Genomic DNA, 25,825 nt, shown 5'->3' with positions numbered 1-25,825 from the left:
AGAGCTACTCAGCTCGCCCTCCCGCCCGGCCGTACGACGACCTAGGCCTCCCGCGCCGAACGCAGCGCCGTGATGCAGCTGCCGATGGCCTGCTGGAGCTCCTCAAGACGCTGGACCATGTCGTCTTCGTAGAAGTCCTCGGCGTCGTCGAAGGTCAGCTCCTCGAAGACCTTCGTCGCCTTCTGCAGGCTGCTGTAGAACTTCGTCCGCCGTTCCTGGACGCGCAGTTCGGGATCGGCCTCCACCGCCTCGACGACGAGGGTCTTCATGGTGTCGTAGGCCTCGGTGGCCCACCCGCCGGTGTCCTCGCCGTCCTCCAGCTCGTCGAGGAGCGAGAGGTGCCGTTCGGCCTCCTGGCGCAGGTCGACGGGCGCGTCGACGGTCTGTCCGGCCGGGGTCTTGATCTGGCCCGACTCGGCGATCTGGCGCACGTATCCGATGCGGTCGGCCGACCGGCTCTCGGTCGCCACGGCCTTCTTCAGGTCGTCGGTGCGCACGACGTCGCGGGCCAACTCGGCCTGCAGTTCCGGGTCTTCCAGGACACGGTCGAGGAGCGCCTGGCGTGCCGCCCGCGCGGTGGAGGGGTCGGCGAGGATCGCGGCGCGCAGCGCGGTCGGGTTCTCGGCGACTTCCAGGGCCTTCGTCGGCCGGATGCCCTCGGCCTCGGCGGCCTCTGTGATGGCGGTGCCGCGCTCCGAGGTCGCGCTGGAACGGGAGACGTAGTAAGTGAGCCAGACGTCCGCGTCGGGCAGCTCGACCTCCTCGCCCGGGGACAGCGCCTCGAAGTGCGGGACCATACCGTCGTCGGCGGCCTTGTCCCAGGCCTTGTAGTAGCGCATGACCCGCTCGGGGGAGCAGCCGGCCAGCTCGGCGAACTCCTTCGCGGACACCTTCGGCGTCTCGTCCGCGCTCTGCCCGCCGGGCCGCACGCTGCGCGCCACCTTGAGGCCGAAGGCCCAGCCTCCGGTACGGGCGTAGGCCCCGAACTCGCGCGCGTCCAGCGAGATGAGGTCGGACGGGGGTGCGATGGACGTCTCGGACGGCGCGATCGCTAGGGTCACGGGTGACTCTCCTGAGCTGTGCTGGTCGGGCTGCGAAAGTACAGACCGGCAGCCTATATGCGGGCATTGGCGCGACTTTGACGGACCTCGGACTCCCGCGCGGCCCGTACCTCTGGATCAAGCCCGGCCGACGGGGGAGGATGCCGGTATGAGTGCTCGCCCGCTGCCCTCCAGTAGCCCCGCCGCCCAGGGTGTCGACGCCTCCGGCGTCCTCGCCTTCCTCGACGCCCTCGACGCAGCCCCGGACATCGAGCCGCACAGCCTGATGATCCTGCGGCACGGCCGGCTCGTGGCCTCCGGCTGGTGGGCGCCCTACACCGCCGAACGCCTCCATCTCCTCTACTCGGTCAGCAAGAGCTTCACGGCGACAGCGGCCGGCCTCGCCGTCGCCGAGGGGCTGCTGAGTCTCGACGATCCGGTGATCTCGTACTTCCCGGAGTTCGAGGCCGACATCACCGATCCGCGCAGCCGCTCGATGCTCGTCCGGCACGTCGCCTCCATGGCCAGCGGCCACGAGGAGGAGACGGTCCACCGGGCACGCGCACTCGACGCGGAGGAACTCGTACGGGGCTTCCTCCTGCTGCCGCCGGAGCGGGACCCGGGGACCGTCTTCGCCTACAACCAGCCGGCCACCTACACCCTCGCCGCGATCGTGCAGCGGGTGACCGGACAAGGGCTGATGGAGTATCTGCGGCCCCGGCTCCTCGACCCGCTCGGCATCGGCGAGGCCGCGTGGCTGCGCGACCGGTCCGGCCGCGAGCTGGGTTTCAGCGGACTGCACGCCACCACCGACGCGATCGCCCGCCTCGGCCAGCTGTATCTCCAGGACGGCGTCTGGGAGGGGAAGCGGCTGCTGCCCCAGGCGTGGGTGGCCGAGGCCACGCGCGTGCACATCCCGACCACGTTCGGTACCTCCGAGGGCGAGGTGCCGGACTGGGAGCAGGGCTACGGCTTCAAGTTCTGGATGGGCCGGCACGGGTATCGCGGGGACGGCGCGTTCGGCCAGTTCTGCATCGTGCTCCCCGAGCACGACGCGGTCATCGCGACCACCGCGGCGACCGAACAGATGCAGAAACTGCTGAACCTGATCTGGACACATCTGCTGGCGGCCTTCGGGCCCGAGCCGCTGTCCGGTCGTGATGAAGAGGATGCCGCCCTGCGCGAGCGGCTGGCGCGGCTCGCGCTGCCGCCGGCCCCGGGCAAGCCGGCACCGCCGGAGCGGGCCGAGGAGTGGTCGGGCACCGAGTTCACCCCGTACGGCGGGGTCTGCGAGGCCCAGCCCGCTCCGACCGCAGTCGCCGTCGCGGCGGGGACGGACGGCTGGAGCGTGACGCTCGTCGAGGACGGCCACCGGCTGGAGCTGCGGCTCGGCGCGGACGGCTGGAACGTGCGGGACGAGCCGCTGCCCACCGCGGTGAGCGGCGGATGGGCCGACGCCGGGACGCTCGTCGTGGACGTGGCCTTCCTGGAGACCCCGCACCGTCTCGTCGTGACCTGCTCGCTCGCCGACCGGACGTTCACGGCGCGCTGGCTCACCACCCCACTGCACGCTCCTTCCCTCCGCTCCCTGCGTGCACCCCGCTGATCAGTCCGACGCGATCCGGAAGGTCCGCAGGAAGGTGGCCAGGGCCTGCTTGTTGGTGGCGTCGTTCCAGTCCTCGGCCGGGGTGGTCCAGCGCAGTGAGTAGCCGGTGGTGCCGCCGATGAGGAAGCCGCGGCCGAGGGTGCGCACGCGGGTGCCGTCGACCTCGGAGAGCCACTCCATGTCGGCGGCCTCGTACCCCTGGTACGTCCTGGCCTGGATGTCCCCGATCCGCTCGAAGTAGCCGGCCTGCCTCAGTCCCGGCTCCACGTCGTCGCGCCAGACGGCCACGGGGTCCGGACCGATGCGTTCGCTGTAGGTGACCGTGAGCGTGCGCGGATCGTCCTCGGCTCCGAGGACGACGCGGTAGGCCAGGTCGGCCATGCGCGTGGTGCTCAGCGGCTGCCAGCCCTTGGGCAGGGCGATGGAGAAGCCCTGCGGTGCGTTGTACCGGCGGAAGCCGGCCGGGAGACCCGTGGCGGGGGTCGAGGGTGAAGGGGACGTGGTGGGGGTCGGCGTAGGTGTGGGGGTGGGCGTCGGAGTCGGTGTCGGGGTGGCGGACGGGGCGGAGGCGTTGCCGTCAGTGCGGTTGCCGTTGCCGTTCGTGGCATCGGTGGAAGATGCGGAGGCGGACGGTCGGGGGTCCGTCGCGCTCGCGGAGGTGCCGCCGTCGATGCCGGGCAGCCGGTCGGTCGCGGCGAGGGCGGCGACCGTGACGGTGACGACGGCCAGGGTGGTCCCGGCGACCATGGTCCGTCTGCTCCACCGCCCGCTGACAGCGTTGCCACCGCGCGGACGTGGCAGGTTCTCCAGGGTCGCCTCGGGGTCCTCGCTGAGGACACGGACGAGGGCATGACGCAGCACCGGGCGGGTCATCCGCTCGCGGGAGTCCTTGCGGAGCAGACCCAGGATCACCTGGGCGAGCGGACCGGCCCGCAGCGAGCCCCGCAACGGCAGCCGGTCCACGCCCTTCAAGGTCGCCTCGGGCCGGCCCCGGTCCCGGAACGGCGGGCGCCCCTCGACCATCGTGTAGAGGATCGCGCCCAGCGCCCACAAGTCGGCCGCCGGGCCGATGCGCTCGTCGCGGGCCTGCTCGGGGGAGGCGTACGACGGTGCTGCGACCCTGGGGACGAGGGTCGCGCCAGCCAGTCCGAACCCGGTCACCACGACCGGTCCCTCCTCCCGCACGAACACCTGGCCGGGGCTGAGTTCGCCGTGCGTGATGCCCTCACCGTGCGCGGCCTCCAGCACGTCGAGCACCTCAAGGGCGATCCGCGCCGCCCGCGCGTGCCCGAACGCGCCTCCCTGCGCGAGGAGTTCGCCCAGGGGAGTGCCGCCGATCCAGTCGGTCACGGTCCACAGGACTCCGGCCTCCTCGATGGCGTCGACGACCGTGGCGACCCGGCCGGGCCGCAGCTGCGCCATGCTCTCCGACGTGCGGATGACACGGGCGCTGACCCCGGGCCCGGGATCCTCGACCGGTTCGGGTGGCAGGCCGATCCGGGTGAGGAGGCAGGGGCGTTCGGCCGCGATGTCCTCGCCGTACCAGCAGACGCGGTTCGTCTCGCGGTGGGCGACCTCAAGGAGCCGGTACCGCCCCGCGACCAACTCGTGTGTGGAGACGTGCGCCTTGATCATGGCCATCCCTCGTCGAAACCGCTGTCTCACCTTTCACAGAAGTACGGCGGGCGCGACGGGGTTTGTTCAAGGGATCCAGAACTCGGGGCCGCTTTTCTCCTTCCATTCCGCCACTGCGAGCACATGTGCGATGAAATCAGTCGCCCGCGAGGGCCGGCCCCCGCCTCAAGTGCCCCCGTATGACCGATGGGCGGGCGCGCCTTCGCGCGGGATGCTGAGGAGGTTCGGACCCCTGCATCGGAGGCGTGATGAGTGAACCCGGCGAGAGTGCCGAGCGGCGGAGGCTGGCCGAGGCCGACGACTCCTCGGTGCCCTGGCGCCGTTGGGGCCCCTACCTGAGCGAGCGTCAGTGGGGAACCGTACGCGAGGACTACAGCCAGGGCGGCGACGCATGGTCGTACTTCACCCATGATCAAGCCCGCTCGCGGGCCTACCGCTGGGGCGAGGACGGCATCGCCGGCATCAGCGACGACCGGCAGCGACTGTGCTTCGCGCTCGCCCTGTGGAACGGCCGCGACCCCATTCTCAAGGAACGGATGTTCGGCCTGACCAATTCCGAGGGAAATCACGGCGAGGACGTCAAGGAGTGCTACTTCTACCTCGACAACACACCCACACACGCGTACATGAAATGCCTCTACAAGTATCCGCAGAACGAATACCCCTACTCCGACCTGGTGGTAACCAACGGTAAACGTGGCCGTGAACATCCGGAATACGAGCTCGTGGACACCGGGGTCTTCGACGACGACCGGTACTTCGACGTGTACGTCGAATACGCCAAGGCGGGCCCCGAGGACATTCTCGTGGACATCACCGCGCACAATCGCGGCCCCGACGAGGCGCCCCTGCACCTGCTGCCGACCCTGTGGTTCCGGCACACCTGGTCCTGGGCCGGCGGGAGCGCCGTACCGAACCTGAGCCAGGAGACACCCGGCGGGCCCGTACAGGCGCGGCACGAGGAACTCGGCTCGCGCTGGCTGTACTTCGAGGGGGAGACCCCGGTCCTCTTCACCGACAACGAGACCAACGACCTGCGCGTCTTCGGCACCCCCAACCCGACGCCGTACGTCAAGGACGGCATCGACCGCCACGTCGTCCGCGGCGAAACCGGCGCCGTCAACCCGGAGCGGACCGGCACCAAGGCGGCCGTCCACCACGTGCTCACCGTCCCCGCAGGCGGCAGCGCCCGCGTACGCCTGCGACTGAGTGACACCGAACTCGCCGAACCCTGGCGGGAGTTCGACGACACGATCGCCCGACGCCGGGCGGAGGCCGACGAGTTCTACGACGAGATCGCCGAACCCGGCATGGGTGAGGACGAGCGGCTGGTCGCCCGCCAGGCCCTGGCCGGGATGCTGTGGAGCAAGCAGTACTACTCGCTGGACGTCGAACGCTGGCTGACGGAACACGGCCTCGACCCGCTCGCCGCCGACCCCGAAGTACGCAACAGCGGCTGGTACCACATGGTGTGCGACGACATCCTGTCGATGCCCGACACCTGGGAGTACCCGTGGTTCGCGGCCTGGGACCTGGCCTTCCACGCCATCGCCCTGTCGGCCGTCGACCTGACCTTCGCCAAGGGCCAGCTCGACCTGTTGCTGCGCCGCCTGTATCTGCACCCCAACGGCCAGATCCCCGCGTACGAATGGAACTTCGGGGACGTCAACCCGCCGGTGCACGCGTGGGCGACCCTCTTCGTCTACGAACTGGAGAAGCAGCGCACCGGCCGCGGTGACCGGGCCTTCCTGGAGAACGCCTTCCACAAGCTGATGAAGAACTTCACCTGGTGGCTCAACCGCAAGGACCCCGACGACAACGACCTCTTCGCGGGCGGCTTCCTCGGCCTCGACAACATCGGTGTCTTCGACCGCAGCGCCGACCTGCCGACCGGCGGCCGGCTCGACCAGGCCGACGGAACCGCCTGGATGGCGCTGTACTGCCAGAACCTCCTGGAGATCGCCATAGAGCTGGCCCTCGACAACCCCGTCTACATCGAGCAGGCGCAGGCCCTCTTCGAGCACTTCGCCTGGATCGCCGTGGCCATGAACCGCATCGGCCCGGACAACGACAGCCTCTGGGACGAGGAGGACGGCTTCTTCTACGACGTGCTGCGGCTGCCCGACGGCCGCACGCAGCGGCTGAAGGTGCGCTCCCTGGTCGGCCTGATCCCGCTCGCCGCCACGTCGGTGATCGGCGACTGGGCGGACGGGCGGCTGCCCCAACTGGTCGCCGGAGCCCGTGAGTTCGTCGACCGCCATCCCGCGGTCGAGGCAGTCGTCGCCTCCCGCCATCCCTTCGAAAGGGGCGAGGGCGGGCGCCATCTGTTCGCGCTGTTCGGCCAGGACCGGCTACGACGGCTGCTGTCGCGGATGCTCGACGAGTCCGAGTTCCTCGGCCCGTACGGCATCCGCTCGCTCTCCCGGCACCACAAGGACCATCCGTACGAGTTCCCGGTGGGCGACGAGGTCTACCGGGTGGCGTATCTGCCCGCCGAGTCGGACTCGGGGATGTTCGGAGGCAACTCCAACTGGCGCGGTCCGGTGTGGTTCCCGGTGAACCTGCTGCTGATCCGGGCCCTGCTGAACCTGCACGCCTACCACGGCGACGACTTCACCGTGGAGTGCCCCACGGGGTCGGGCCGCCTCCTCACCCTCTACGAGGTCGCCCACGAGATCTCCGACCGGCTCACCCGCACCTTCCTCGCCGACGAGACCGGCCGCCGGCCCGTGCACGGCGGACAGACCAGGTTCCGGACCGACCCGCACTGGCAGAACCTGCCGCTGTTCTACGAGTACTTCCACGGCGACGACGGCGCGGGCCTCGGCGCGAGCCACCAGACCGGCTGGACCGGCCTGGCGGCCGTCACCGCGAGCCTGTTCCACCGGATCGGTCCGGACGACTGGTCCAACCACAGCCGGGAGGGGCTGCGGAGTCCCAACGGGCAGGAGGATCCGTTGTCCTGATGGATCGTCAGCGAGGGCGTTCCGGGTGGCCGGCTCAGAACAGACCGAACCGCTCCGACCAGGTCTTCACGTCACCGGTCGTCGCGTTGCCCCCGCACACGACCAGTCCGAGCCGGGCGCCCTCGCCTACCCGCTCCAGGACGCGCCCGGCGGCGGGAAGGAGGCAGCCGGCGGCCGGCTCGGTCCACACCTTGGCGTGCTCGGCGAGGTCCAGACAGCCCCGCACGGCCTCCCGGTCGGAGACGACGAGCACCTCGGTGACCAGGGCGGACACATGGTCGTACGTCAATTGCGAGACGGACGGCGCGCTGAGCGTGGTCACGATCGAGGAGGGCGTGACCGACACCGGGCCCCCGGCCGCCAACGCCCGGGACATCGCCTCGGCGCCCTCGGTCTCCACGCCCCAGACCCGGATGCCGGGCCGCCGGGCGTGCAGCGCCGCGGCGACTCCGGCGATCAGTCCGCCGCCACCGATGCTGACCAGTACGTCGGTGAGTTCACCGGCGTCGTCGGCGAACTCCAGCCCGACGGTACCCTGGCCGGCGATCACCACGGGGTCGTCGAACGGGTGGACCAGGGTCAGCCCCTCGTCCCGCAGCCGGTTCACGAGGGCGAAGGCGCTCGGCATGTCGTCGGTCAGCCGCAAGGACGCGCCCGCCGCCTCCACGAGCTCTACCGACCGCGCGGGCGCCGAACGCGGCATGACCACGGTCGCCTTCACATCGAGGGCGGCCGCCATGACCGCGAGCGCGATGCCGTGGTTGCCGCCGCTGACCGCCACGACCCCGGCGGCCAGCTCGGCCTCGCTCAGCGAGAGCAGTTTCGCCGTCGCACCGCGTGCCTTGAAGGAACCGGTGCGCTGCAGCAGCTCCAGCTTCGCGGTGACCGGGACACCGAGCAGCTCCGACAGTCCCGGGCTCGGCACGGTCGGGGTGCGCACGACGTGTCCCGCGATGCGCGCGGCCGCGACCTCGATGTCCGAGATGCCGATCAAGACAACCACCCTTTCGGCGCGGGGGTGGTGGAGGTCCGCGCCCCCTCGCACCCTCACCCCGGGGTGGCGCGCCGGTCAAATCGGTTTGAGAGATCGCGGAGAGGGTGGGGGAGTGAGCCCCGGCCCGGGGGCCAGGGCTCACTTGTTGTTGGGGATCAAGACGTCGGTCTCAGTGCTGCTGGGGTTTCTGCGGTGTCGCCTCGCTGGGCCTGACGACGACGTATCCCTCCCCCTGGAGCATCAACTGCACGGCCTCTCCGGAACCGCCGCGCAGCATCGAGCCGATGGACTGCGACCGGTGCAGCGAGGTCTGCAGGCCCGCGGTCCAGCCGACGATCGCGTCCGTGTCGACGTACACCGGATACTGCGGCGCGACCGGAATGACCAGCGGATTGCCCTCGCACACCAGCCCCAGGCTGCCGTGGCCGGAGAACACGCTGTTGAAGAGACCGCCACCGGTCATGCCGGCGCCCTTCACGGTCTTGATCTGGTACGACAACGTGGCGTCGAAGCACAGGACGTTGCGGCCGTTGACGGTGAACTCGTCGCCGGGCTCCACCTCGACGATGAAGACGTTCTGCGCCTCCTGCGCGAACCAGGCCTCCCCGTGTCCGCGCACCGCCATGAGCGCCAGCCCCTCGCCGGTGACCGCGCGCTTGAGCATGCCGCCCACGCCCTGGCCCTTGCGCTCGAACTGGAGATTGCCCCGGTAGGCGATCATCGCCCCCTGGCGGGCGAGCATCTCGCCGTTCACCGCGTATTTGACGCACTTGGCGTTCTCGACGGACATGCCCGGCGCGGTGGCGGGCTGGACCATGTTCTGACTTGAAAAAAGATCACCCTTCATCCGGGCATGGTGGCCCGGAGGGATGCGCTCCGCCTAGGGCGTTTCCGATATGTGCTCGAACCGGTTCCTTGTCCGCCGCTGCGGTGCGGGACTACCGTGCCGCGGTGGATCTCTTCTCACGCTCCTGGACGGCGTTGCGCACGGCGGTCGCACAGACCCCCGACGAGGACTTCGAGCGGCCCTCGGGCTGTACCGGCTGGCTCGTGCGGGACCTGGTGTGCCACCTGGTCATCGGCGCCCAGGACGTCCTGATCACCCTGGTCACCCCCGCCGAGACCGAACCGACCGTGGACGCGGTCACCTACTGGACCGTCGTCGAACCCCCGACCGGCGAGGACCCGCTCGACGCGCTGATCCCCCGGCTGGCCGCCGCGTACGGCGAGCCCCGGTGGCTCAAGTTCCACTTCGACGACATCGGTTCCGCCGCGGGCCGTGCCGCCCAACTCGCCGATCCCGCCGCCCGCGTCAGCACCCGCGACGAGGTACTGACCGTCGGCGACTTCCTGTCCGCGTACGTCCTCGAATGGACCCTGCACCACCTGGACCTGATCGCCCATCTGTCGACGGCCGCCGAGCCGCCCGCCGAGACCCTCGCGGCGGCCCGCGCGATGCTGGAGAAGATCGCCGGGACCTGCTTTCCCGCCTCGTTCTCGGACCAGGACGCACTGCTGATCGGCACCGGCCGTCGCACGCCGACCGGCGAAGAGAAGGCCGCGCTGGGCGACTTCGCGGCGAGGCTTCCGCTCAGCCTGGGGTGAGCGGGCGTCGGTACCGGATGCCGGGGCGGCCCGTCAGGGTGATCGTGTCCTCGGCGATGAAGCCGTTGCGTTCCAGGACGGTCCTCGACGCCGGGTTGTCGAGGGTGGTGACCGCGCGGAGTGCGGTGAGGCCGTACGTCGTGGCGGCCAGGCGGCAGACCTCCCCGACCGCGGCTGTCGCGACGCCCCGGCCGGCCGCGCGTTCGCCGATCCGGTAGCCGAGTTCGGCGGTGCCCGACTCGACGTCCACGAGGTTCACACGGCCGATCAGGTTCCCCCGGTCGTCGACGACGACGTGGAAGTGGCAAGCGCCGGTGTCCTGTTCGGCGAGCCGTGCACGGTGCAGGGCGGCGAACTCGGCGAAGTAGGCGTCGCCGCGATCGGGGATGGTGCGCACGAAGTAGTCCCGGTTCTCCCGCTCGAAGGCCAGCAGGGCCTCAGCATGGTCGGCGCGCAGCCTCTCCAACATCACCATGCGGGCCAGCATACGGAGCCGCTCCGACAGCGCTCTCGGCTCAGGCACCGAAGAGCTGGGTCCAGTACGTCCCCGACCGGCCGCCGCCGGCGAAGCCGATGCCTATGTGGGTGAAGTCCGGCTTGAGGATGTTGGCGCGATGGCCCGGACTGTTCATCCAGCCCTCCACGACCTCGGCGGGGGAGCGCTGACCGCAGGCTATGTTCTCGCCGATCGTGCGCCGGGTGGAGCCGGCCGCGGCGGCCCGGTCCCAGGGCTGGCTGCCTTCCGGCGAGGTGTGGGAGTAGAAGTCGCGGGCCACCATGTCCGCGCTGTGCGCCTGCGCGGCCGTGGCGAGGAAACGGTCGGGGGACAGGGGCCGCAGGCCCGCGCGGGCCCGCTCCCGGTTGGTGAGGTCGACGACATCGGCCTCCGTCCGGGCCAGCTCGCCCGCGGTGAGGGGCCTGGCCCACAGGGCCGTCCAGTACATGTCGCCGGAGCGCCCGCCGCCGCTGACGTACGCCACACCGGCGTGGGTGAAGGCCCGCTCGTGAAGGGTGCGCCGGGGCTGCTCGGTGCGCAGGCAGTAGTCGACGAACTCCTCCGGTGTGCGGGGGCCGGAGACGAGGTGCTCGCCGATGGTCAGATACGGGTAACCGGCGGCCGTGACTCGCTGGTAGACGGAAACGCCGTCCCCGCCCTCCACACCGAGGCGGCCCGCCGCGGCCATGGCGGAGGCGTGGGCCCGCGCTGCCGACGCGAGGCGTGCGTCGAGCGTGACCGGCGGGGAACCGGCGCTGGTGCGCGCGGAGTTGACCAGGCCGAGGAAGCCGTCGGTGTCGGGGGCGGGTGACGAGGGCGCCGGCGCTTGCCGTGGCGGGGGCGGGAACGACCGGGCGGATCGGGCAGACGACGTAGGTGGGGCAATCAGGGTGGGCCGGGACGCCGGCGCGGTCCCTTCATCGGTGACGTCCACCCCGAAGTCCCGGGCGATCCCCGCGAGTCCGTCGTCGTAGCCCTGGCCGATCGCCCTGAGTTTCCAGCTGCCCGCCCGTCGGTAGATCTCCGCGAGCAGCAGCACGGTCTCCCGCTCCGGCCGGGGCGCGGTGAACCGGGCGAGGGCGCGGCCGCGTGGATCGGTGACGTGGAGCGTGGGTGCGGGCAGGCGGCCCAGGGGAGTGCCGGGCTCGGCGGCGCTGACGACCACCGTGACGCGAGTGGCCCCAGGGCGCAGGGCCGTCGGATCGACGGTCAGGGTGTCGCCCCGCAGCTGGGCGCCGGGCGCGCTCGGCTGGTTGTAGAACACGAAGTCCGCGTCGCCCCGGACCTTGCCGCCGTCGTCCGTGACGAGCGCGGACACGTCGAAGGGCCCGGGCACCCGAATGGTCAGCGCGCCGTCCGGCAGGGGGAGATTGCCCCCGGGGACCAACTCGCTCATGGTGCCGCCCTGTGTCGTCGTTCGCGCCCCGCCGGGGCGTTGCCCGGACAACGGCCGACCAGGCACGCGGGTTCCCGGACGGCACCGTGAACCCCGCCTCATCCGCCCTCGGACACCCGTCCCGTCAGTCGAGAAGAAGCCCCGGCGCGATGTCCTCGTGCCGCTCGACCGGGGTGTCCCCGCCCGCCTTCACCGTCGCCCCGCGCTTTCCGCAGAACGCGGACTCCAGAGTGCCCAGCATCGTGTTGAGCACCGCGCCGTTGTTGGAGGTGTTGGCCAGCGCGGCGAGACTGCGTCGGCCGTCCTTAGAGGTGAACGCGTAGCTGTAGAAACCCTGGACGGCGCCCGTGTGTCCGTACACGGAGACACCGCACGACAGATCGCGCCGCCGCAGCCCGAGCCCGTACGCCTGAGTGCTGTTGACCGGGACCCAGCGCTGCATCCGCGCCAGTCCCGCGGCCGAGGTCAGCCGGCCGCCGAGCAGGGCGGAGAGGAAGGTGTCGAGGTCGCGGGTGGTCGAGATGATCGCCCCGGCGCTCTGCGCCCAGGACACCGTCTGCCGGGTGGCGTCGACCAGGGCGGCGCCGGAACTGTCCGGGGTGAGGTAGCCGCGGGCGTGGCGGCCCGGAATCTGCGTGCCGGGGTGCAGGTAGAACGTGTCGCGCAGTTTCAGGGGTTCGATGATGCGGCTCTGATACTCGGCCTGTACGGAGCGGCCGGTCAGCTTCTCGATGAGCATCCCGGCGACGACGAAGTTGGTGTTGGAGTAGGAGTAGGCGACACCGGGCTTGCCGGTGCGCGGCCGCCGCAGTGAACGGTCCACCAGCTGCCGGTAGGTGAAGACCTTGTCGCGGACCGCCTCGAAGCCGGGAACCGTCTTCGTGAACATGTCGTTGGTGTAGTCGTAGAGGCCGCTGCGGTGGCTCAGGACGTGCCGCACGGTGATCCGGTCGTCGGGCAGCAGCCCGGGCAGATAGCGGTTCACGGCGGAGTCCAGCTTCAGTCGGCCCTCGTCGACGAGCTGGAGCAGGACGACGGCGGAGAAGGTCTTGGTCACGCTGCCGATGCGGAAGCGGTCGGCGACACTCATGGCCCGTCGCGTCTTGCGGTCGGCGACGCCCGCGGCCGCCGTGTAGATCGTCCCGTGGTCGTCGATCCGCGCCATCGCACCCGGCGCGCCCTGCTTCAGTGCCGTGCGCAGGACTCCGCGCAGGCCCACGAGGTCGGGTTTCGGCGGCTCCTGGGGCACGGCATGTGCCGGGCCCGCCAGGAAGGACAGCAGAACCGTCCCCAACGCCGTACCCCTGACGACCACTGCTGAGATCATCCGGCTCTTCTCCCGTTTCTGCCTGCGCGTGCTCCGCGCGTCTTTGGTGCGAGATCGGTCACATGGACGCGAGGCAACCATCTCGTGTCCCGTCACATCTCCTCAGCCGACGCACAGTTGGGCACCCATCAGGGCGAAGAAAGCCACCATTCGCCCATATTGGGAATCAATCGGGCTTTACATGTACATGCCTGATCCGTAAGGGTTCGTTCCGGGGCCCGACCAGCCCCCATGGTGCTCAATCCGGCCATGAGCCAGGGCGGTTGGCGACCCCGCCGCCTTTGAACGAAGGACCCTCATCAGTGCGTAGACCCCATATACGCCTCCTGGCCGTCGCCCTCGCGGTGACGACGGCCGCCACGGGGCTGGCGGGAACGGCCTTCGCGGACCCGTCCTCGGGGACCGGCGGCGCGGCGACGACGGCCGGCTCGGCCTCCGCCGTGGTGGACGCGGCCCGTGCCGCCGCCTTCGCCCACGCCTCGGCGACCGGTGTCACCGCGGGCGACGAACTGCGGGCCCAGGAAGTGATGATCGACCCGGAGGGCGCGCGGCATGTCCGGTTCGAGCGGGCACACCAGGGCATGCCCGTACTCGGCGGCGACCTCGTCGTCCACCTCTCCCGGCAGCTGTCGTACACCGGTGTCACCCGGGCCGCCGACCACACCGTCCGGCCCGTCTCCATCCAGATGGAGCTGACCGCCCGGCAGGCTGAGAAGAAGGCCGCGGCCGTCGCCCGGGGCGACGCGGGCAGCGCCGAACTCGTCGTGGACGCCCGTAGCGGCGGTGCCGCCCTCGCCTACCAGGTGTCGGTGAGCGACAGCGACACGGCCGAGGGCGGCGGCTCCCGGACCGTCGTCATCGACGCCGTCACCGGCAAGGTGCGCAGCAACACGCCCGACAGCGACGAGTTCCTGTCGCCCAAGCTGGTCGAGACGCTGCGCGAGCGCGGCGAGCAGCTCGACCCCGCCACCGGCACCGCCGCCGGTGCCTCCGGCCTCGCCTTGACGCCCCTGGCCGGCGCCACGCGCTACCCGGTCACCGCCACCGGCAGCGGCAAGTCCCTCTTCGCCGGCACGGTGGCGCTGAAGACCACCCGGACGGGCCGCACCAGCTACGTCCTCAAGGACCGCACCCGCTGGGGCACGGAGACACGCGACGCCAAGGGCCTGGAGCTGGAGACCTTCGCGCGGGGCAAGAGGTTCACCAGCACGACCAACAAGTGGGGCAACGGCGCCGTATCCAGCCGCGCCAGCGCCGCCGTCGACGCCCAGTACGGCATCGCCAAGACCCTGGACTTCTACAAGAAGACCTTCGGCCGCAAAGGCATAGAGAACAACGGCAAGGGCGCCCGAGCCATGGTCCACTTCGGCGACAAGGTCGCCAACGCCTTCTGGGACCCGGCCTGCGACTGCATGCTCTACGGCGACGGTGACGGCGACATGTTCAAGGAGCCGCTCGTCGTCCTCGACGTCACCGGCCACGAACTCACCCACGGCGTCGTCGACGCGACCGCCCGGCTTGAGCCCACGCGGGTGGACGCGGAGGGCAACCAGTACGGCGAGCCCGGCTCGCTGAACGAGTCCCTCGCGGACATCTTCGGCTCCAACGTCGAGTTCAGCGCCAACAACGCCAAGAACCCGCCCAACTACCTGCTCGGCGAGAAGCTCGGCCTGGACCAGACGTTCCTGCGCCGCCTCGACCACCCCTCCCTCGACAAGCTGGAGGGCACGATCGACTACTGGTCACCCGAGGCGTACGACGCCGAGGTGCACGCCGGCTCCGGAGTCTCCTCGCACGCCTACTACCTGCTCGCCGAGGGCAGCGGACGCAAGACGATCGGCGGCTTCACCTACGACTCGCCGACCTACGACGGCGCCGCGGTGACCGGCATCGGACGCGCCAAGGCCACGGCGATCTTCTACCGCGCCCTGACCCGGTACATGGTCTCCACGACCGACTTCCACGACGCGCGCGTCGCGACACTGAAGGCGGCGAAGGACCTCTACGGGGCCGGCAGCATGGCGTACAAGACGGTGGACCGGGCCTGGGCCGCCGTCAACGTGACCGCCGCCAACACCCCGGCCGCCCGTAACTGACGCCGGACCGGCACGCGTGTACCGGGTGTCCTGCCCCATGGCGAGGCACCCGGCACCGGCCATTGACCTTCGTTCACGTGACAACACCTTTCGTCTGTCTGGCATTTGAAAGCTGCGAGCCCTTCATAGTCAAGGCTCAGGCGATTCTTGTTTCTTTCATTGACAGCGGAAAATAAGGCACTTAGGTTCCGGGCCATGCGCTCGACCTCTCGTGCCTCGGCTCCCGAGACGTTCCCGGCGAACACGCCGGCCGCCTCGCAGATCTTCACCACGGTCCTGTCCCACGGCCCGCTCACTCGCCTTGAGGCGGCCCGGCGGGCCGGGCTGTCCCCCGCCGCCGTGACCAAGGCGGTCCGGCCCCTGATCGAGGCCGGATACCTGGTGGAGGACGTCGACGAGGAGGCCCGCCCCGGACTCGGGCGGCCCGCGAACCCCGTACGGGTCGACGGCGGACGGGCGCTGTTCGTCGGGATCAAGGTGACCGGCGACGAGATCATCGGCGTACTCACCGACCTGTGCTGCCGCATCCGCGTCGCCCGGCACGTGCCCCTGACCGCACACGACACCCGGGTGGTACTGGCCGCGCTGGCGGAGCTGGTGCGCGAACTGCTCACCGAGGCGGACGGTTTCGGCGTACCCGTCCTCGGCGTCGGCATCGCCGTCTCCGGTGACGTGGACCGCGCGGCGGGCGTCGTCCGGTACTCGCCCTTTCTGGAGTGGCGGGACGTGCCCCTGGCCGAACTCGCCGCCACGACCACGGGGTTGCCGGTCACCGTCGACAACGACGTGCGCGCCCTGACCGTCGCCGAGCAGTGGTTCGGGGCCGGCGTGGGGCTCTCGGACTTCGCCGTGGTGACGGTCGGAGCGGGCATCGGCTGCGGTCTGGTCGTGCACGGCCGGGTCGTCGCGGGCGCGCACGGGGTGGCCGGTGAGATCGGCCATGTGACCGTCGACCCGGCCGGCCCGCTCTGCCACTGCGGCAACCGGGGCTGCGTGGAGGCGATCGCGGGCGACGCCGCGATCCTCGCCCGCGTCCGGGAGGCCACCGGCGTCGAGGTCGCCGACACCACCGAGGCCCTGGACCTGGCCCACCGGGATGTCGCCGGAGCACGGGAGGTGTACGCGCGGGCCGGTGAGGCGATCGGCCGCGGCATCGCCACCGTGGTCAACCTGTTCGGCCCCGAACGCGTGATCATCTCCGGCGAGGGCCTGGCCGCCTATGACCTGTTCGCCGAGCAGATCCGCGACACCTTCGTCTCGGCGGCCTTCGGCTCCGCCGCCCGCTGCGACGTACTGACCCGCCCGCTCCCCTTCGACGAGTGGGCGCGCGGGGCCGCGGCCACCGCCATTCAGTCCTTCATCAGGTCTGACACGAACTAGCCCCCACCACCCGCAACCCACCCTGGAGGTACGACCCATGCGGTCATCCTCGTACTCCGTCATGCCCGCACGCGCCACGCTGAGAGCCGTGTTCGTGCTCGCCCTCACCGCCGGCCTCGCGACGGCCACCCCGGCGGCCGACGCCGAGACCGCCGCCACGGCAGCGCCCGCGCAAGCCGCGAAGCCCTATATGGGCTGGTCGAGTTGGAGCATGCAGTCGTCCAAGTACCCCGGCCTCAACCCGGACGGCGACTACAGCTACCTCACCGAGGCGAACGTCCTCAAGCAGACCGACGCCCTCGCCGCCAAGCTCAAGAAGTATGGCTACGAATACGTCAACATCGATGCCGGCTGGTGGATGGACAAGACCTGGAAGTCCGGGTTCGACCAGTACGGGCGCCAGAAGGCCGACCCGGTCCGCTTCCCCAGCGGCATGAAGGCCGTCGCCGACCGCATCCACGCCAAGGGCCTCAAGGCCGGCATCTACCTGCCCGCAGGCCTGGAGAAGGGCGCCTACGGCGACGGAAAGACGCCGATCTGGAACGCCGACGGCTGCACCACCGCCGACATCGTCTACGGCGACCTGCGCACCACCAACGGCTGGGACAGCGCCTACAAGCTCGACTTCTCCCGTCCCTGCACCGCGAAGTACATAGACTCCCAGGCCCAGTTGATCGCCGACTGGGGCTACGACTTCCTCAAGCTCGACGGCGTCGGCCCCGGTTCCGGCAAGAGCGGCGACCAGTACGACAACGTCGCCGACGTGGCCGCCTGGCAGCAGGCGATCGCGGCCACCGGACGCCCGATCCACCTGGAACTGTCCTGGTCCCTGGACTTCGGTCACGCCGCCGACTGGAAGAAGTACTCGCAGGGCTGGCGCATCGACACCGACGTCGAGTGCTACTGCAACACCCTGGTCAGCTGGGAGAACTCCGTCGACGACCGCTGGGACGACGCCCCCGCCTGGACGCGGCACGCGGGCCCCGGCGGCTGGAACGACCTCGACTCCCTCGACGTCGGCAACGGCGAGATGGACGGCCTGACGAAGGCCGAGCGCCAGAGCTACGCCACTCTCTGGGCCATCGCCAAGTCCCCGCTCTACACCGGCGACGACCTCACCCGCCTCGACTCCTACGGCCTCTCCCTGCTCACCAACCGCGAGGTCATCGCCGTCAACCAGGGCGCCACGCCGCCCGCCCAGCCCGTCACCCCGTCCGACCCCCAGCAGGTCTGGGCCGCGAAGAACCCCGACGGCACCTACACCGTCGCCCTGTTCAACCTCGCCGACGCCCCCGCCGCCGTCAGCGCCGACTGGACGGCCCTCGGTTTCACCGGCAAGGCCGCCGTCCGTGACCTCTGGAACCACGAGAACCTGGGCACGTACAAGAACAAGGTCACCCAGGCGCTGCCCGCCCACGGCTCTCGCCTGTTCACGGTCACCCCGCAGGGCAGCCCCGTCACCGCCACCGCCTACGAGGCCGAGTCGGCGGCGAACACCCTCAGCGGCAACGCCTCCGTCGCCGACTGCTCCGCCTGCTCCGGCGGCAAGAAGATCGGCAACCTCTACCTCGGCGGCAAGCTCACCGTCAACGACGTCGTCGTCGACAAGGCCGGTACCTACCAGGTCAAGGTCTCCTACATCAGCGGCGACTCCCGCTCGGTCGACGTCCTTGCCAACGGCAACGGGTCCACCCGGCACAAGTTCCCGTCCACCGGCGACTGGGGGACCGTCGCGACGGTCAGCGTGCCCGTGACGCTCAAGGCGGGCACCAACACGATCACCTTCGACAGCGGTTCGGGCTACGCGCCGGACATCGACCGGATCGACGTACCGAAGTCCTCCTGACCGACCCTCTTCGAACCGATCCCGGAGCCCGCCATGGACCTGAACCCGTCCGACCGCCTGCCCAGACGCAGCCTCCTCGCCCTCGCCGCGACGACCGGAGCCCTCGCCGCCCTGCCCGCCTTCACCGCCTCCGCCGCCCCGCAGCGGCCGTCCGACGCGCAGCTCGCGGACAGCGCCGCGGACAGCACTTCGCGCCATGAACTGTGGTGGCAGGCCCCCGCCGACGATCACTCGATGATCGAACAGGGTCTGCCCGTCGGCAACGGCCGCCTCGGTGCCCTCGCGAGCAACGACTCCGGCCGCGAGGTCCTCCTCGTCACCGACGCCACGATGTGGACCGGCGGCCTCAACGACACCCTCGACGCAGACGGCCAGTTCCCGTACGGCCGTGAAGACTTCGGCTCCTTCACCCTGCTCGGCCGCCTCACCGTCGACATCCCCGACCACGACCTGTCCGCCGTCTCCGGCTACCGCCGCACCCTCGACCTCGCCCAGGGCCTGGTGACCACGTCGTACGTCCGCTCCGGAGTCACCTACCGGCGGCAGATCTTCGCCAGCCGCCCCGACGACGTGATCGTCCTGCACTTCACCCAGAGCGGCGGTGGCCGCTACACGGGCACGATCGCCCTGGAGGGAACGCACGGCGAGACCGTGTCCGGCACGTCGTTCGGCTCCGCCCTGCCCAACGGACTGCGGTACGGGGCCGCCGTCACGGCGTACGGCAGCGGCGGCAGGGTCAGGGTGAGCGGGGCGCACATCACCTTCGCGGGGTGCAAGGACCTCACCGTGGTGGTGAGCGGCGGCACCAACTACGCACCCGATGCGGCGGCTGACTTCCGTGACCCATCCCTCGCCCCCGAGCGGCTGGCCCGCACCAAGGTCCGCGACGCCGCGGCGCACTCGGCGGACGTACTCCGGCGCACGCATGTCGCCGACTACCGTGCGCTGTTCGGACGGCTCGATGTCTCACTGGGTACGTCGACGGCCGACCAGCGTGCCCTCGACACCTGGGAGCGGATCACGGCACGCGTCCGGGACGGCGAGCCGGACCCCGAACTCGAAGCGGCCTACCTCCAGTTCGGCCGCTATCTGATGATCACCGGGTCCCGGGACAGCCTGCCGCTCGGCCTCCAGGGTCTGTGGCTCGACGGCAACGACCCTGACTGGATGGCGGATTACCACACGGACGTCAACATCCAGATGAACTACTGGATGGCCGACCGCACGGGCCTGTCCCCGTGCTTCGACGCGCTCACCGACTACTGCGTCGCCCAACTCCCCTCCTGGACCGCCCTCACCCGCACCCTCTTCAACGACCCGCGCAACCGCTACCGCAACTCGACCGGGATGAACGCCGGTTGGACGGTCGCCATCTCCACCAACCCCTTCGGCGGAGGCGGTTGGTGGTGGCACCCGGCGGGCAACGCCTGGCTGTGCAACACCCTCTGGGAGCACTACGAGTACACGTACTCCCGCGCCCACCTGGAGAAGATCTACCCGCTCCTCAAGGGCGCCTGCGAGTTCTGGGAGGCGCGGCTGCTCACCACGACCCTCCCCGGCACCTCGCGCGAGGTGCTCATCGCCGACAGCGACTGGTCGCCCGAGCACGGTCCGCTCGACGCCAAGGGCATCACGTACGCCCAGGAGCTGGTGTGGGCGCTGTTCGGCAACTACTGTGCCGCAGCGGCCGAGTTGAAGAAGGACAGCGGCTACGCCGACTCGATCGCGGGCCTGCGCAAGCGGCTCTACCTGCCGCAGGTGAGCCCCACGACGGGCTGGCTGGAGGAGTGGATGTCTCCCGACAACCTCGGTGAGACCACCCACCGCCACCTCTCACCGCTCATCGGCCTCTTCCCCGGCGACCGCATCCGCCCCGACGGCTCCACCGCCGAAGACATCGTGGCCGGCGCCACCGCTCTGCTCACCGCGCGCGGCATGGAGAGCTTCGGCTGGGCGAACGCCTGGCGCAGCCTGTGCTGGGCCCGGCTGAAGGACGCGGACAAGGCCTACCAACTGGTCGTGAACAACCTCCGCCCGTCGATCGACGGCAGCAACGGCAGCGCCCCCAACCTCTTCGACATCTACCAGGTGGAGGAGGGACGCGGCATCTTCCAGATCGACGCCAACTTCGGCACCCCCGCCGCGATGATCGAGATGCTCCTGTACTCGCGTCCGGGGCACCTGGAACTCCTCCCCGCCCTCCCGGACGCCTGGGCCAAGTCCGGCTTCCTCAAGGGGGCTTGTGTGCGCGGCGGGTTCGTCGTCGACCTGACGTGGCGGGACGGGACACCGACCGAGGCCCGGATCCGCAGCGTGGGCGGACGCACCACCACGGTGGCGTACGGCGGCACGTCCCGGACGGTGACGCTCAAGTCCGGCGCGTCCGTCACGCTCAAGGACTTCGCCCGGTGAGGGCTCGACTCGACTGGTTGGGAGGCGTGTTCGCCGCCCTGCTGATGGCCACCGCTGTTCAGGGCCCATCAGCACAGGCGGCCTCCACCAACCGGCACGACGTAGTCACCTGGGCGGCGAGCGCGGACCGCATGGGGGACGCCGCCTCCGACCGGAGCTACCGCCTGGTGGTGCGCACCAGCGTCGGGGGCAGCGACCTGCGGATCCGGCTGTCGAACGCCTTCGGTGACCGGCCAGTGACCTTCGACAGCGCGTACGCGGGGGTCCGGAAGGAAGGCGCCGCGCTGACGACCGGCAGCAACAGACAACTCACCTTCGACCGCGCACGATCCGTCACCGTCCCCGCCGGCGCGACCGTGTGGAGCGATCCGCTGCCCGGCAGGCTCCCCGCCGCCACCGACCTGGTGATCAGCGTCCACACCCCGGACGCGGCGGGCCCGGCGACGGGCCACTGGATGGCCATGCAGACCTCGTACGCGGCTCAGGGCGACCACGCCGGAGAGGAAGCCGCGTCCAACTGGTCGGAGACGATGGGCTCCTGGCTCTACCTCGACGCGGTCTCCGTAGGGACGAGCACGTCCACCGGTGCCGTGGTCGCGCTCGGCGACTCGATCACGGACGGGTGGCAGTCCTCGACCGACCTGAACCGGCGCTGGCCGGACTACCTGGCCCGTCGGCTGCGCCCGTCGGGCACGGCCGTCCAGGGTGTGGCCAACGAGGGGATCTCGGGCAACAAGGTTCTGGCGGACGGCGCCGGGCAGAGCGCACTCAACCGGCTGGAGCGGGACGTCCTGTCCCAGCCGGGCGTCCGTACCGTGTTCCTCTTCGAGGGCGTCAACGACATCAAGGCCCACACCGGTGTCACCGCCCAGGACCTGATCGCCGGCTACCGCGAGATCGTCGAGCGGGCGCACGCGGCGGGCAAGTGCGTCGTCGGCGCCACCGTCGGGCCTTTCAAGGGCTGGTACGAGTGGGACGCGGCCGCCGAAGCCGTACGCCAGGAGGTCAACGCGTTCATCAGGGACAGCGGGGAGTTCGACGCCGTCACCGACTTCGACCACATCCTTCGCAGCCCCTACGACCATGAACGGATGCTGCCTTTCCTCGACGGAGGCGACCATATCCACCCCAACGACAAGGGGATGCAGGCGATGGCGGATGCCGTCGATCTCACGAGCCTCGGGTGTGCGTCCGGTGTCGGGGAGGGCTGATCAGATCCGGCCCGCGCGACGCTGTCCCCTCAGCAGCACCCCGAGATAGAGCCCGCCGACCACGGCGGTCACGACGCCCACCGGCAACTGGGCGCTCTCGTGGATGTGTTGGGCGCCGAAGTCCGCGACGACCAGGAGCAGGGCGCCTGCGCAGGCCGAGGCGACCAGGTTGGGTCCGGGAACGCGGGTGAGGCGTCTGGCGAGTTGGGGTGCGATGAGGGCGACGAACGGGATGGGTCCGGCCGACGCGGTGGCCACGGCGCAGGCGGCCGTGGCCAGGACGAGCAGCATCAGCCGGGTGCGCTGGACGGGCACTCCGAGCCCGCCCGCGACGTCGTCGCCCATCTCCATGATCTTCAGCCTGTTCGCGGCGAGCGCGACCAGTGGCAGGACGACGATCAGGCCGACGGCGACCGAGCGGACGTCCTGCCAACCCCGGCCGTTGAGGCTGCCGTTGAGCCACACCATCGCCTGCGCGGCCTCCACCAGCCTGGCCTTGGCCAGCAGATAGGCGTTCACCCCCTGGAGGAGCGCGCTGATCCCGATCCCGACCAGCACCAGCCGATACCCCTGCACACCCTTCCGCCAGGCCAGCACATACACCAGCAGGGCGGTGGCCAGACCGCCGGTCACCGCCCCGACCGCCACCTGCCCTCCGGTCGCGCCGGCGAGCAGGATGACCAGCAGGCCGCCGGTCGCCGAGCCGTAGGTGAAGCCCACGATGTCGGGGCTGCCCAGCGGATTGCGGGTCAGGCTCTGGAACAGCGAGCCGCTCAGTCCGAGCGCCGCGCCGACCAGGATGCCGGTCAACAGCCGGGGGAGGCGCAGGTCGTTGACCACGAAGTTCGTCTGCCGGCTGCCGTTGCCGAGCAGCGTGCGGACGACGTCAGCGGGGGAGATCGAGTAGGCCCCGGTGCCCAGGGCGATGACGCCCATCGCGACGGTGGCGGCCAGCACCAGCAGGCAGACCGACACCGCACGGACGTCGACACGCAGCGACAGCCCGTGGGAGCGGCTCCGCATCACGCGCGCGCGTCGCACGGGCGGCCGTGCGGCCCGTGCCGTCTCCGGCTCCACGCTGGTCATGCGGCGACCGTCCGGCGATAGCGGACCAGGGCGATGAAGACCGGTGCGCCGACCACCGCGGTGACCACGCCCGCGTCCAGTTCGTCGGGGCGTACGGCGATCCGGCCGAGCACATCCGCGTAGAGCAGCAGCGCCGGTGCCAGCAGCATCGACAGCGGCAGCGTCCAGCGCTGGTCCGCCCCGGCGATCATGCGGGCCATGTGCGGCACCGCGAGGCCGACGAACACCAACGGGCCGACCGCCGCGGTCGCCGCACCGCACAGCAGCGTCACCGCCAGCAGACCGAGGACGCGGGTGCGGCCCAAGTGGGTACCGAGGGCACGGGCGGTGTCGTCGCCCAGCGCCACCGCGTTGAGCGATCGGACGAGGGAGAGCGCGATCAGCAGGCCCACCCCGACGAACGGGGCGATGGCCGTGAGCGTCTCGCTGTCGGCGCGCGCGAGGGAGCCCACGCTCCAGAACCGCAGCTGGTCCAGGGCCTGGGCGTCGAGCAGCATCAGGGTCTGGCCGATCCCGGTGAGCACCGCGGCGACCACGGCCCCGCCCAGGGCCAGCCGCTCCGGGGTGGCACCGCCGCGCCCGCCCGAGGCCAGCGAGAACACCAGCACGCCCGCGATCGCCGCGCCCAGCAGCGCGAACCACACCGAGGCGTGCAGGCTGGTGATGCCCAGCGTCGTGATGCACAGGACCACTCCGGCGGCGGCGCCCGCGTTGATGCCGAGCAGCCCGGGATCGGCCAGCGGATTGCGGGTCAGGGCCTGGATGAGGGCGCCCGCGACACCGAGCGCGGCTCCGGCCGCGATCCCGGCGAGGGTGCGGGGAACCCGTACGTCCCAGATCACGGAACTCGCCGTCGAACCGTCGTCGTGCAGCAGTGCGTTCACGACGACCGACACCGGCAGCGAGCGCGACCCGATCGCCAGGCTCAGCAGGACCGCCACCACCAGCAGGAGCAGGGCGCCGACCACGGCGAGGGTGCGGGTCGAGGTCCGGCGGCGCACCGTCGGCACGGGCGTCCCGGTCGCCGAAGTCACCGCTTTCCGAAGGGAGTTCGCGGGTACGCCGTCCGCCTCAGCCGCCACCGCCACCTGCTTCCGCGCGGAGCTGTTCGGCGATCCGGTGACCGAGCGCCTTCTTGTCGATCTTGCCGACCGAGGTGCGGGGGAAGGCGTCGATCACCTCCACCCGGTCGGGCAACTTGTACGCGGCGACGCCCCGGTCGGCGAGAAAGGCGACGAGTTCGCGCTGGGCCGGGGCCTGGCCGCGGGGCACGAGGTAGGCGCAGGTGCGCTCGCCCATGGTCTCGTCGGGCATGCCGACCACGGCCGCGTCGTGCACCCCGGGGTGGGCCAGGATGTGGTTCTCCAGCTCCTCGGCGGAGATCTTGTCCCCGCCCCGGTTGATCTGGTCCTTCTCGCGGCCCTCGACCACCAGATGACCGGAGGGCAGGACCCGGACCAGGTCCCCGGTTCGGTAGAAGCCGTCCGGGGTGAAGGCGCGGGCGTTGTGCTCGGCCGCCCGGTAGTAGCCGCGCAAGGTGTAGGGGCCGCGGGTGAGGAGCTCCCCGGTCTCGCCGGGCGACACGTCGTGTCCGTCGGCGTCGACCACCCTGATCTCGTCGGCGGGCGACAGCGGCCGTCCCTGGGTGCCGGTCACCAGCTCGGGCGGGTCGTCGAGGCGGGTGTAGTTGAGCAGCCCCTCGGCCATGCCGAAGACCTGCTGGAGGGTGCAGCCCAGCGCGGGCTCGACCCGGGCCGCGGGCTCGGCGCCCAGCTTGGAGCCGCCGACCTGGAGCAGCCGCAGCGAGGACAGGTCGGCCTCTTCCCACTCCACCGCGTCCAGCCACAGCAGGGCGATCGGCGGGACCACCGCGGTGACGGTCACCCCCTCCCGCTCGATCAGCTCGAAGGCGTCGTCAGGGCTCGGCGTGGGCGCCAGGACGACGGTGCCGCCGGCCATCAGCGTGCCGAGCAGCCCCGGGCAGGCCAGGGCGAAGTTGTGCGCGGTGGGCAGCGCCACGAGATAGACGGAGGTCTCGTCCAGGCCGCAAACTTCGGCGCTGGCACGGACGTTGTACGTGTAGTCGTCGTGGGTGCGGGGGATCAGCTTCGGCTTGCCGGTCGTGCCACCGGAGAGCAGCAGCACGGCCACGTCGCCGGGATCCGGCGCGGGCAGCGCCACTGGGGCAGCGTCGACGTCGGCGAGGGCCGTGAACTCCGCGGCGTCGCCGGCCACCAGGACGTGCTCGACCGAGGGCACCGCCTTGCGCAGGGCCCGGGCCAGGACGCGGTGGTCGAAGCCGTCCAGGAGGTCGGGGATCGCGTATGCCGTGGCCTCGGCCACCTCGGCGACATGGACGATCTCGCTCTCGCGGTGCGCCGGGAGGGTGAGCACCGGCACCGCGCCCGCCCGCAGCAGGGCGAAGAACAGCACCACGAAGGCGTCTGTGTTGGGGAGTTGGACGACCACCCGGTCGCCGTCGCCGATGCCGAGCCGCCGCAGCCCCGCCGCCATGCGGTCGGCGCGCAGATCGAGTTCGGCGTACGTCCACCGGTGGCCCTCGGGGTCGACGAGCGCGACGCGCTCAGGACCGCGCTCGGCCTGATCCCTGAGCAGCCGGTCCAGTGGCCGGCCCGCCCAGTACCCCGCGGTGCGGTATCGCTCCGCCAACAGTTCCGGCCAGGGCACCCAACCGTCGAGCATCCTTCAACTCCCGCCTGCTGTTTAGG

General features: G+C 70.9%; 18 protein-coding genes. 8 read left to right on the top strand and 10 right to left on the bottom strand.

The window, feature by feature from the left end; all coding sequences use genetic code 11:
* Positions 1 to 41 precede the first annotated feature (41 nt).
* On the bottom strand, positions 42 to 1,061 hold the full coding sequence (locus AC5DRG_RS03295; protein WP_491807911.1) for a hypothetical protein: 1,020 nt from the start codon (positions 1,059 to 1,061) through the stop codon (positions 42 to 44).
* 148 nt (positions 1,062 to 1,209) lie between these two features.
* Between AC5DRG_RS03295 and AC5DRG_RS03290 the strand changes: the two genes are divergently transcribed.
* Positions 1,210 to 2,646, top strand: coding sequence for a serine hydrolase domain-containing protein (locus AC5DRG_RS03290; protein WP_491807910.1), 1,437 nt, complete (start codon positions 1,210 to 1,212; stop codon positions 2,644 to 2,646).
* Here the strand turns inward: AC5DRG_RS03290 and AC5DRG_RS03285 are convergent, their stop codons facing one another.
* Complete coding sequence (locus tag AC5DRG_RS03285; RefSeq protein WP_491807908.1) at positions 2,647 to 4,287, bottom strand: serine/threonine protein kinase; 1,641 nt, start codon at positions 4,285 to 4,287, stop codon at positions 2,647 to 2,649.
* 242 nt (positions 4,288 to 4,529) lie between these two features.
* Here AC5DRG_RS03285 and AC5DRG_RS03280 point away from each other — a divergent pair, with 242 nt between their 5' ends.
* Positions 4,530 to 7,247: an MGH1-like glycoside hydrolase domain-containing protein gene (locus AC5DRG_RS03280; RefSeq protein WP_491807907.1), complete on the top strand. Its 2,718-nt coding sequence runs from the start codon at positions 4,530 to 4,532 to the stop codon at positions 7,245 to 7,247.
* 34 nt (positions 7,248 to 7,281) lie between these two features.
* On the opposite strand, the gene AC5DRG_RS03275 is transcribed toward AC5DRG_RS03280, so the two are convergent.
* Together AC5DRG_RS03275 and AC5DRG_RS03270 are read right to left on the bottom strand one after the other, a co-directional pair.
* The gene (locus tag AC5DRG_RS03275) at positions 7,282 to 8,241 is read right to left on the bottom strand and encodes a threonine/serine dehydratase family protein (RefSeq protein ID WP_491807906.1); all 960 of its coding nucleotides are present in this window, start codon (positions 8,239 to 8,241) and stop codon (positions 7,282 to 7,284) included.
* Between the two features lie 169 nt (positions 8,242 to 8,410).
* The gene (locus tag AC5DRG_RS03270; RefSeq protein WP_491807905.1) at positions 8,411 to 9,088 is read right to left on the bottom strand and encodes an AIM24 family protein; all 678 of its coding nucleotides are present in this window, start codon (positions 9,086 to 9,088) and stop codon (positions 8,411 to 8,413) included.
* A gap of 104 nt (positions 9,089 to 9,192) precedes the next feature.
* On the opposite strand from AC5DRG_RS03270, the gene AC5DRG_RS03265 reads away from it, so the two are divergent.
* Complete coding sequence (locus tag AC5DRG_RS03265; RefSeq protein ID WP_491807904.1) at positions 9,193 to 9,846, top strand: maleylpyruvate isomerase N-terminal domain-containing protein; 654 nt, start codon at positions 9,193 to 9,195, stop codon at positions 9,844 to 9,846.
* Here AC5DRG_RS03265 and AC5DRG_RS03260 read toward each other — a convergent pair.
* The 3 genes from AC5DRG_RS03260 to AC5DRG_RS03250 all read right to left on the bottom strand — a co-directional run bounded on the left by AC5DRG_RS03260 (position 9,833) and on the right by AC5DRG_RS03250 (position 13,065).
* Positions 9,833 to 10,321, bottom strand: a complete 489-nt coding sequence (locus tag AC5DRG_RS03260) for a GNAT family N-acetyltransferase (RefSeq protein WP_491807903.1) — start codon at positions 10,319 to 10,321, stop codon at positions 9,833 to 9,835. The genes AC5DRG_RS03265 and AC5DRG_RS03260 overlap by 14 nt on opposite strands.
* A 40-nt stretch (positions 10,322 to 10,361) precedes the next feature.
* Positions 10,362 to 11,738 (bottom strand): CAP domain-containing protein, encoded by a 1,377-nt coding sequence (locus AC5DRG_RS03255; RefSeq protein ID WP_491807902.1) that lies wholly within the window; start codon positions 11,736 to 11,738, stop codon positions 10,362 to 10,364.
* Positions 11,739 to 11,862: 124 nt separating this feature from the next.
* A complete protein-coding gene (locus tag AC5DRG_RS03250; protein WP_491807901.1) occupies positions 11,863 to 13,065 on the bottom strand; it encodes a serine hydrolase domain-containing protein in 1,203 nt (400 codons plus the stop codon).
* A 302-nt stretch (positions 13,066 to 13,367) separates the two neighbouring features.
* On the opposite strand from AC5DRG_RS03250, the gene AC5DRG_RS03245 reads away from it, so the two are divergent.
* The 5 genes from AC5DRG_RS03245 to AC5DRG_RS03225 all read left to right on the top strand — a co-directional run bounded on the left by AC5DRG_RS03245 (position 13,368) and on the right by AC5DRG_RS03225 (position 22,010).
* Positions 13,368 to 15,161, top strand: coding sequence for a M4 family metallopeptidase (locus AC5DRG_RS03245; RefSeq protein WP_491807900.1), 1,794 nt, complete (start codon positions 13,368 to 13,370; stop codon positions 15,159 to 15,161).
* A gap of 195 nt (positions 15,162 to 15,356) precedes the next feature.
* Entirely contained in the window at positions 15,357 to 16,541 is a 1,185-nt protein-coding gene (locus AC5DRG_RS03240; protein WP_491807898.1) for an ROK family protein, read from the top strand.
* A gap of 37 nt (positions 16,542 to 16,578) precedes the next feature.
* Positions 16,579 to 18,387, top strand: a complete 1,809-nt coding sequence (locus AC5DRG_RS03235) for an alpha-galactosidase D (protein ID WP_491807896.1) — start codon at positions 16,579 to 16,581, stop codon at positions 18,385 to 18,387.
* 33 nt (positions 18,388 to 18,420) lie between these two features.
* A complete protein-coding gene (locus AC5DRG_RS03230; protein ID WP_491807894.1) occupies positions 18,421 to 20,799 on the top strand; it encodes a glycosyl hydrolase family 95 catalytic domain-containing protein in 2,379 nt (792 codons plus the stop codon).
* Positions 20,800 to 20,843: 44 nt separating this feature from the next.
* On the top strand, positions 20,844 to 22,010 hold the full coding sequence (locus AC5DRG_RS03225; protein ID WP_491812956.1) for an SGNH/GDSL hydrolase family protein: 1,167 nt from the start codon (positions 20,844 to 20,846) through the stop codon (positions 22,008 to 22,010).
* Here AC5DRG_RS03225 and AC5DRG_RS03220 read toward each other — a convergent pair whose 3' ends face one another.
* From AC5DRG_RS03220 to AC5DRG_RS03210, 3 genes are read right to left on the bottom strand one after another with little or no spacing between them, the layout of a single operon-like run.
* Positions 22,011 to 23,096, bottom strand: a complete 1,086-nt coding sequence (locus AC5DRG_RS03220) for a FecCD family ABC transporter permease (RefSeq protein WP_491807892.1) — start codon at positions 23,094 to 23,096, stop codon at positions 22,011 to 22,013.
* Positions 23,093 to 24,130, bottom strand: a complete 1,038-nt coding sequence (locus tag AC5DRG_RS03215) for a FecCD family ABC transporter permease (protein ID WP_491812955.1) — start codon at positions 24,128 to 24,130, stop codon at positions 23,093 to 23,095. Before AC5DRG_RS03215 ends, AC5DRG_RS03220 begins: the two co-directional genes overlap by 4 nt.
* 37 nt (positions 24,131 to 24,167) lie before the next feature.
* The gene (locus tag AC5DRG_RS03210) at positions 24,168 to 25,799 is read right to left on the bottom strand and encodes a (2,3-dihydroxybenzoyl)adenylate synthase (protein WP_491807891.1); all 1,632 of its coding nucleotides are present in this window, start codon (positions 25,797 to 25,799) and stop codon (positions 24,168 to 24,170) included.
* Between the last annotated feature and the right edge of the window lie 26 nt (positions 25,800 to 25,825).

Source organism: Streptomyces sp. JLBG701 (assembly GCF_058544905.1).
This window is presented reverse-complemented; position numbering and strand designations above follow the sequence as displayed.

What these genes read in the sequence shown, in the direction of transcription:
- AC5DRG_RS03250 (WP_491807901.1), bottom strand. Translation starts at nt 13,065, where the DNA reads ATGATCTCAGCAGTGGTCGTCAGGGGTACGGCGTTGGGGACGGTTCTG.
- AC5DRG_RS03290 (WP_491807910.1), top strand. Translation starts at nt 1,210, where the DNA reads ATGAGTGCTCGCCCGCTGCCCTCCAGTAGCCCCGCCGCCCAGGGTGTC.
- AC5DRG_RS03230 (WP_491807894.1), top strand. Translation starts at nt 18,421, where the DNA reads ATGGACCTGAACCCGTCCGACCGCCTGCCCAGACGCAGCCTCCTCGCC.
- AC5DRG_RS03220 (WP_491807892.1), bottom strand. Translation starts at nt 23,096, where the DNA reads ATGACCAGCGTGGAGCCGGAGACGGCACGGGCCGCACGGCCGCCCGTG.
- AC5DRG_RS03225 (WP_491812956.1), top strand. Translation starts at nt 20,844, where the DNA reads ATGGCCACCGCTGTTCAGGGCCCATCAGCACAGGCGGCCTCCACCAAC.
- AC5DRG_RS03210 (WP_491807891.1), bottom strand. Translation starts at nt 25,799, where the DNA reads ATGCTCGACGGTTGGGTGCCCTGGCCGGAACTGTTGGCGGAGCGATAC.
- AC5DRG_RS03280 (WP_491807907.1), top strand. Translation starts at nt 4,530, where the DNA reads ATGAGTGAACCCGGCGAGAGTGCCGAGCGGCGGAGGCTGGCCGAGGCC.
- AC5DRG_RS03235 (WP_491807896.1), top strand. Translation starts at nt 16,579, where the DNA reads ATGCGGTCATCCTCGTACTCCGTCATGCCCGCACGCGCCACGCTGAGA.
- AC5DRG_RS03285 (WP_491807908.1), bottom strand. Translation starts at nt 4,287, where the DNA reads ATGGCCATGATCAAGGCGCACGTCTCCACACACGAGTTGGTCGCGGGG.
- AC5DRG_RS03270 (WP_491807905.1), bottom strand. Translation starts at nt 9,088, where the DNA reads ATGAAGGGTGATCTTTTTTCAAGTCAGAACATGGTCCAGCCCGCCACC.
- AC5DRG_RS03260 (WP_491807903.1), bottom strand. Translation starts at nt 10,321, where the DNA reads ATGGTGATGTTGGAGAGGCTGCGCGCCGACCATGCTGAGGCCCTGCTG.
- AC5DRG_RS03255 (WP_491807902.1), bottom strand. Translation starts at nt 11,738, where the DNA reads ATGAGCGAGTTGGTCCCCGGGGGCAATCTCCCCCTGCCGGACGGCGCG.
- AC5DRG_RS03240 (WP_491807898.1), top strand. Translation starts at nt 15,357, where the DNA reads ATGCGCTCGACCTCTCGTGCCTCGGCTCCCGAGACGTTCCCGGCGAAC.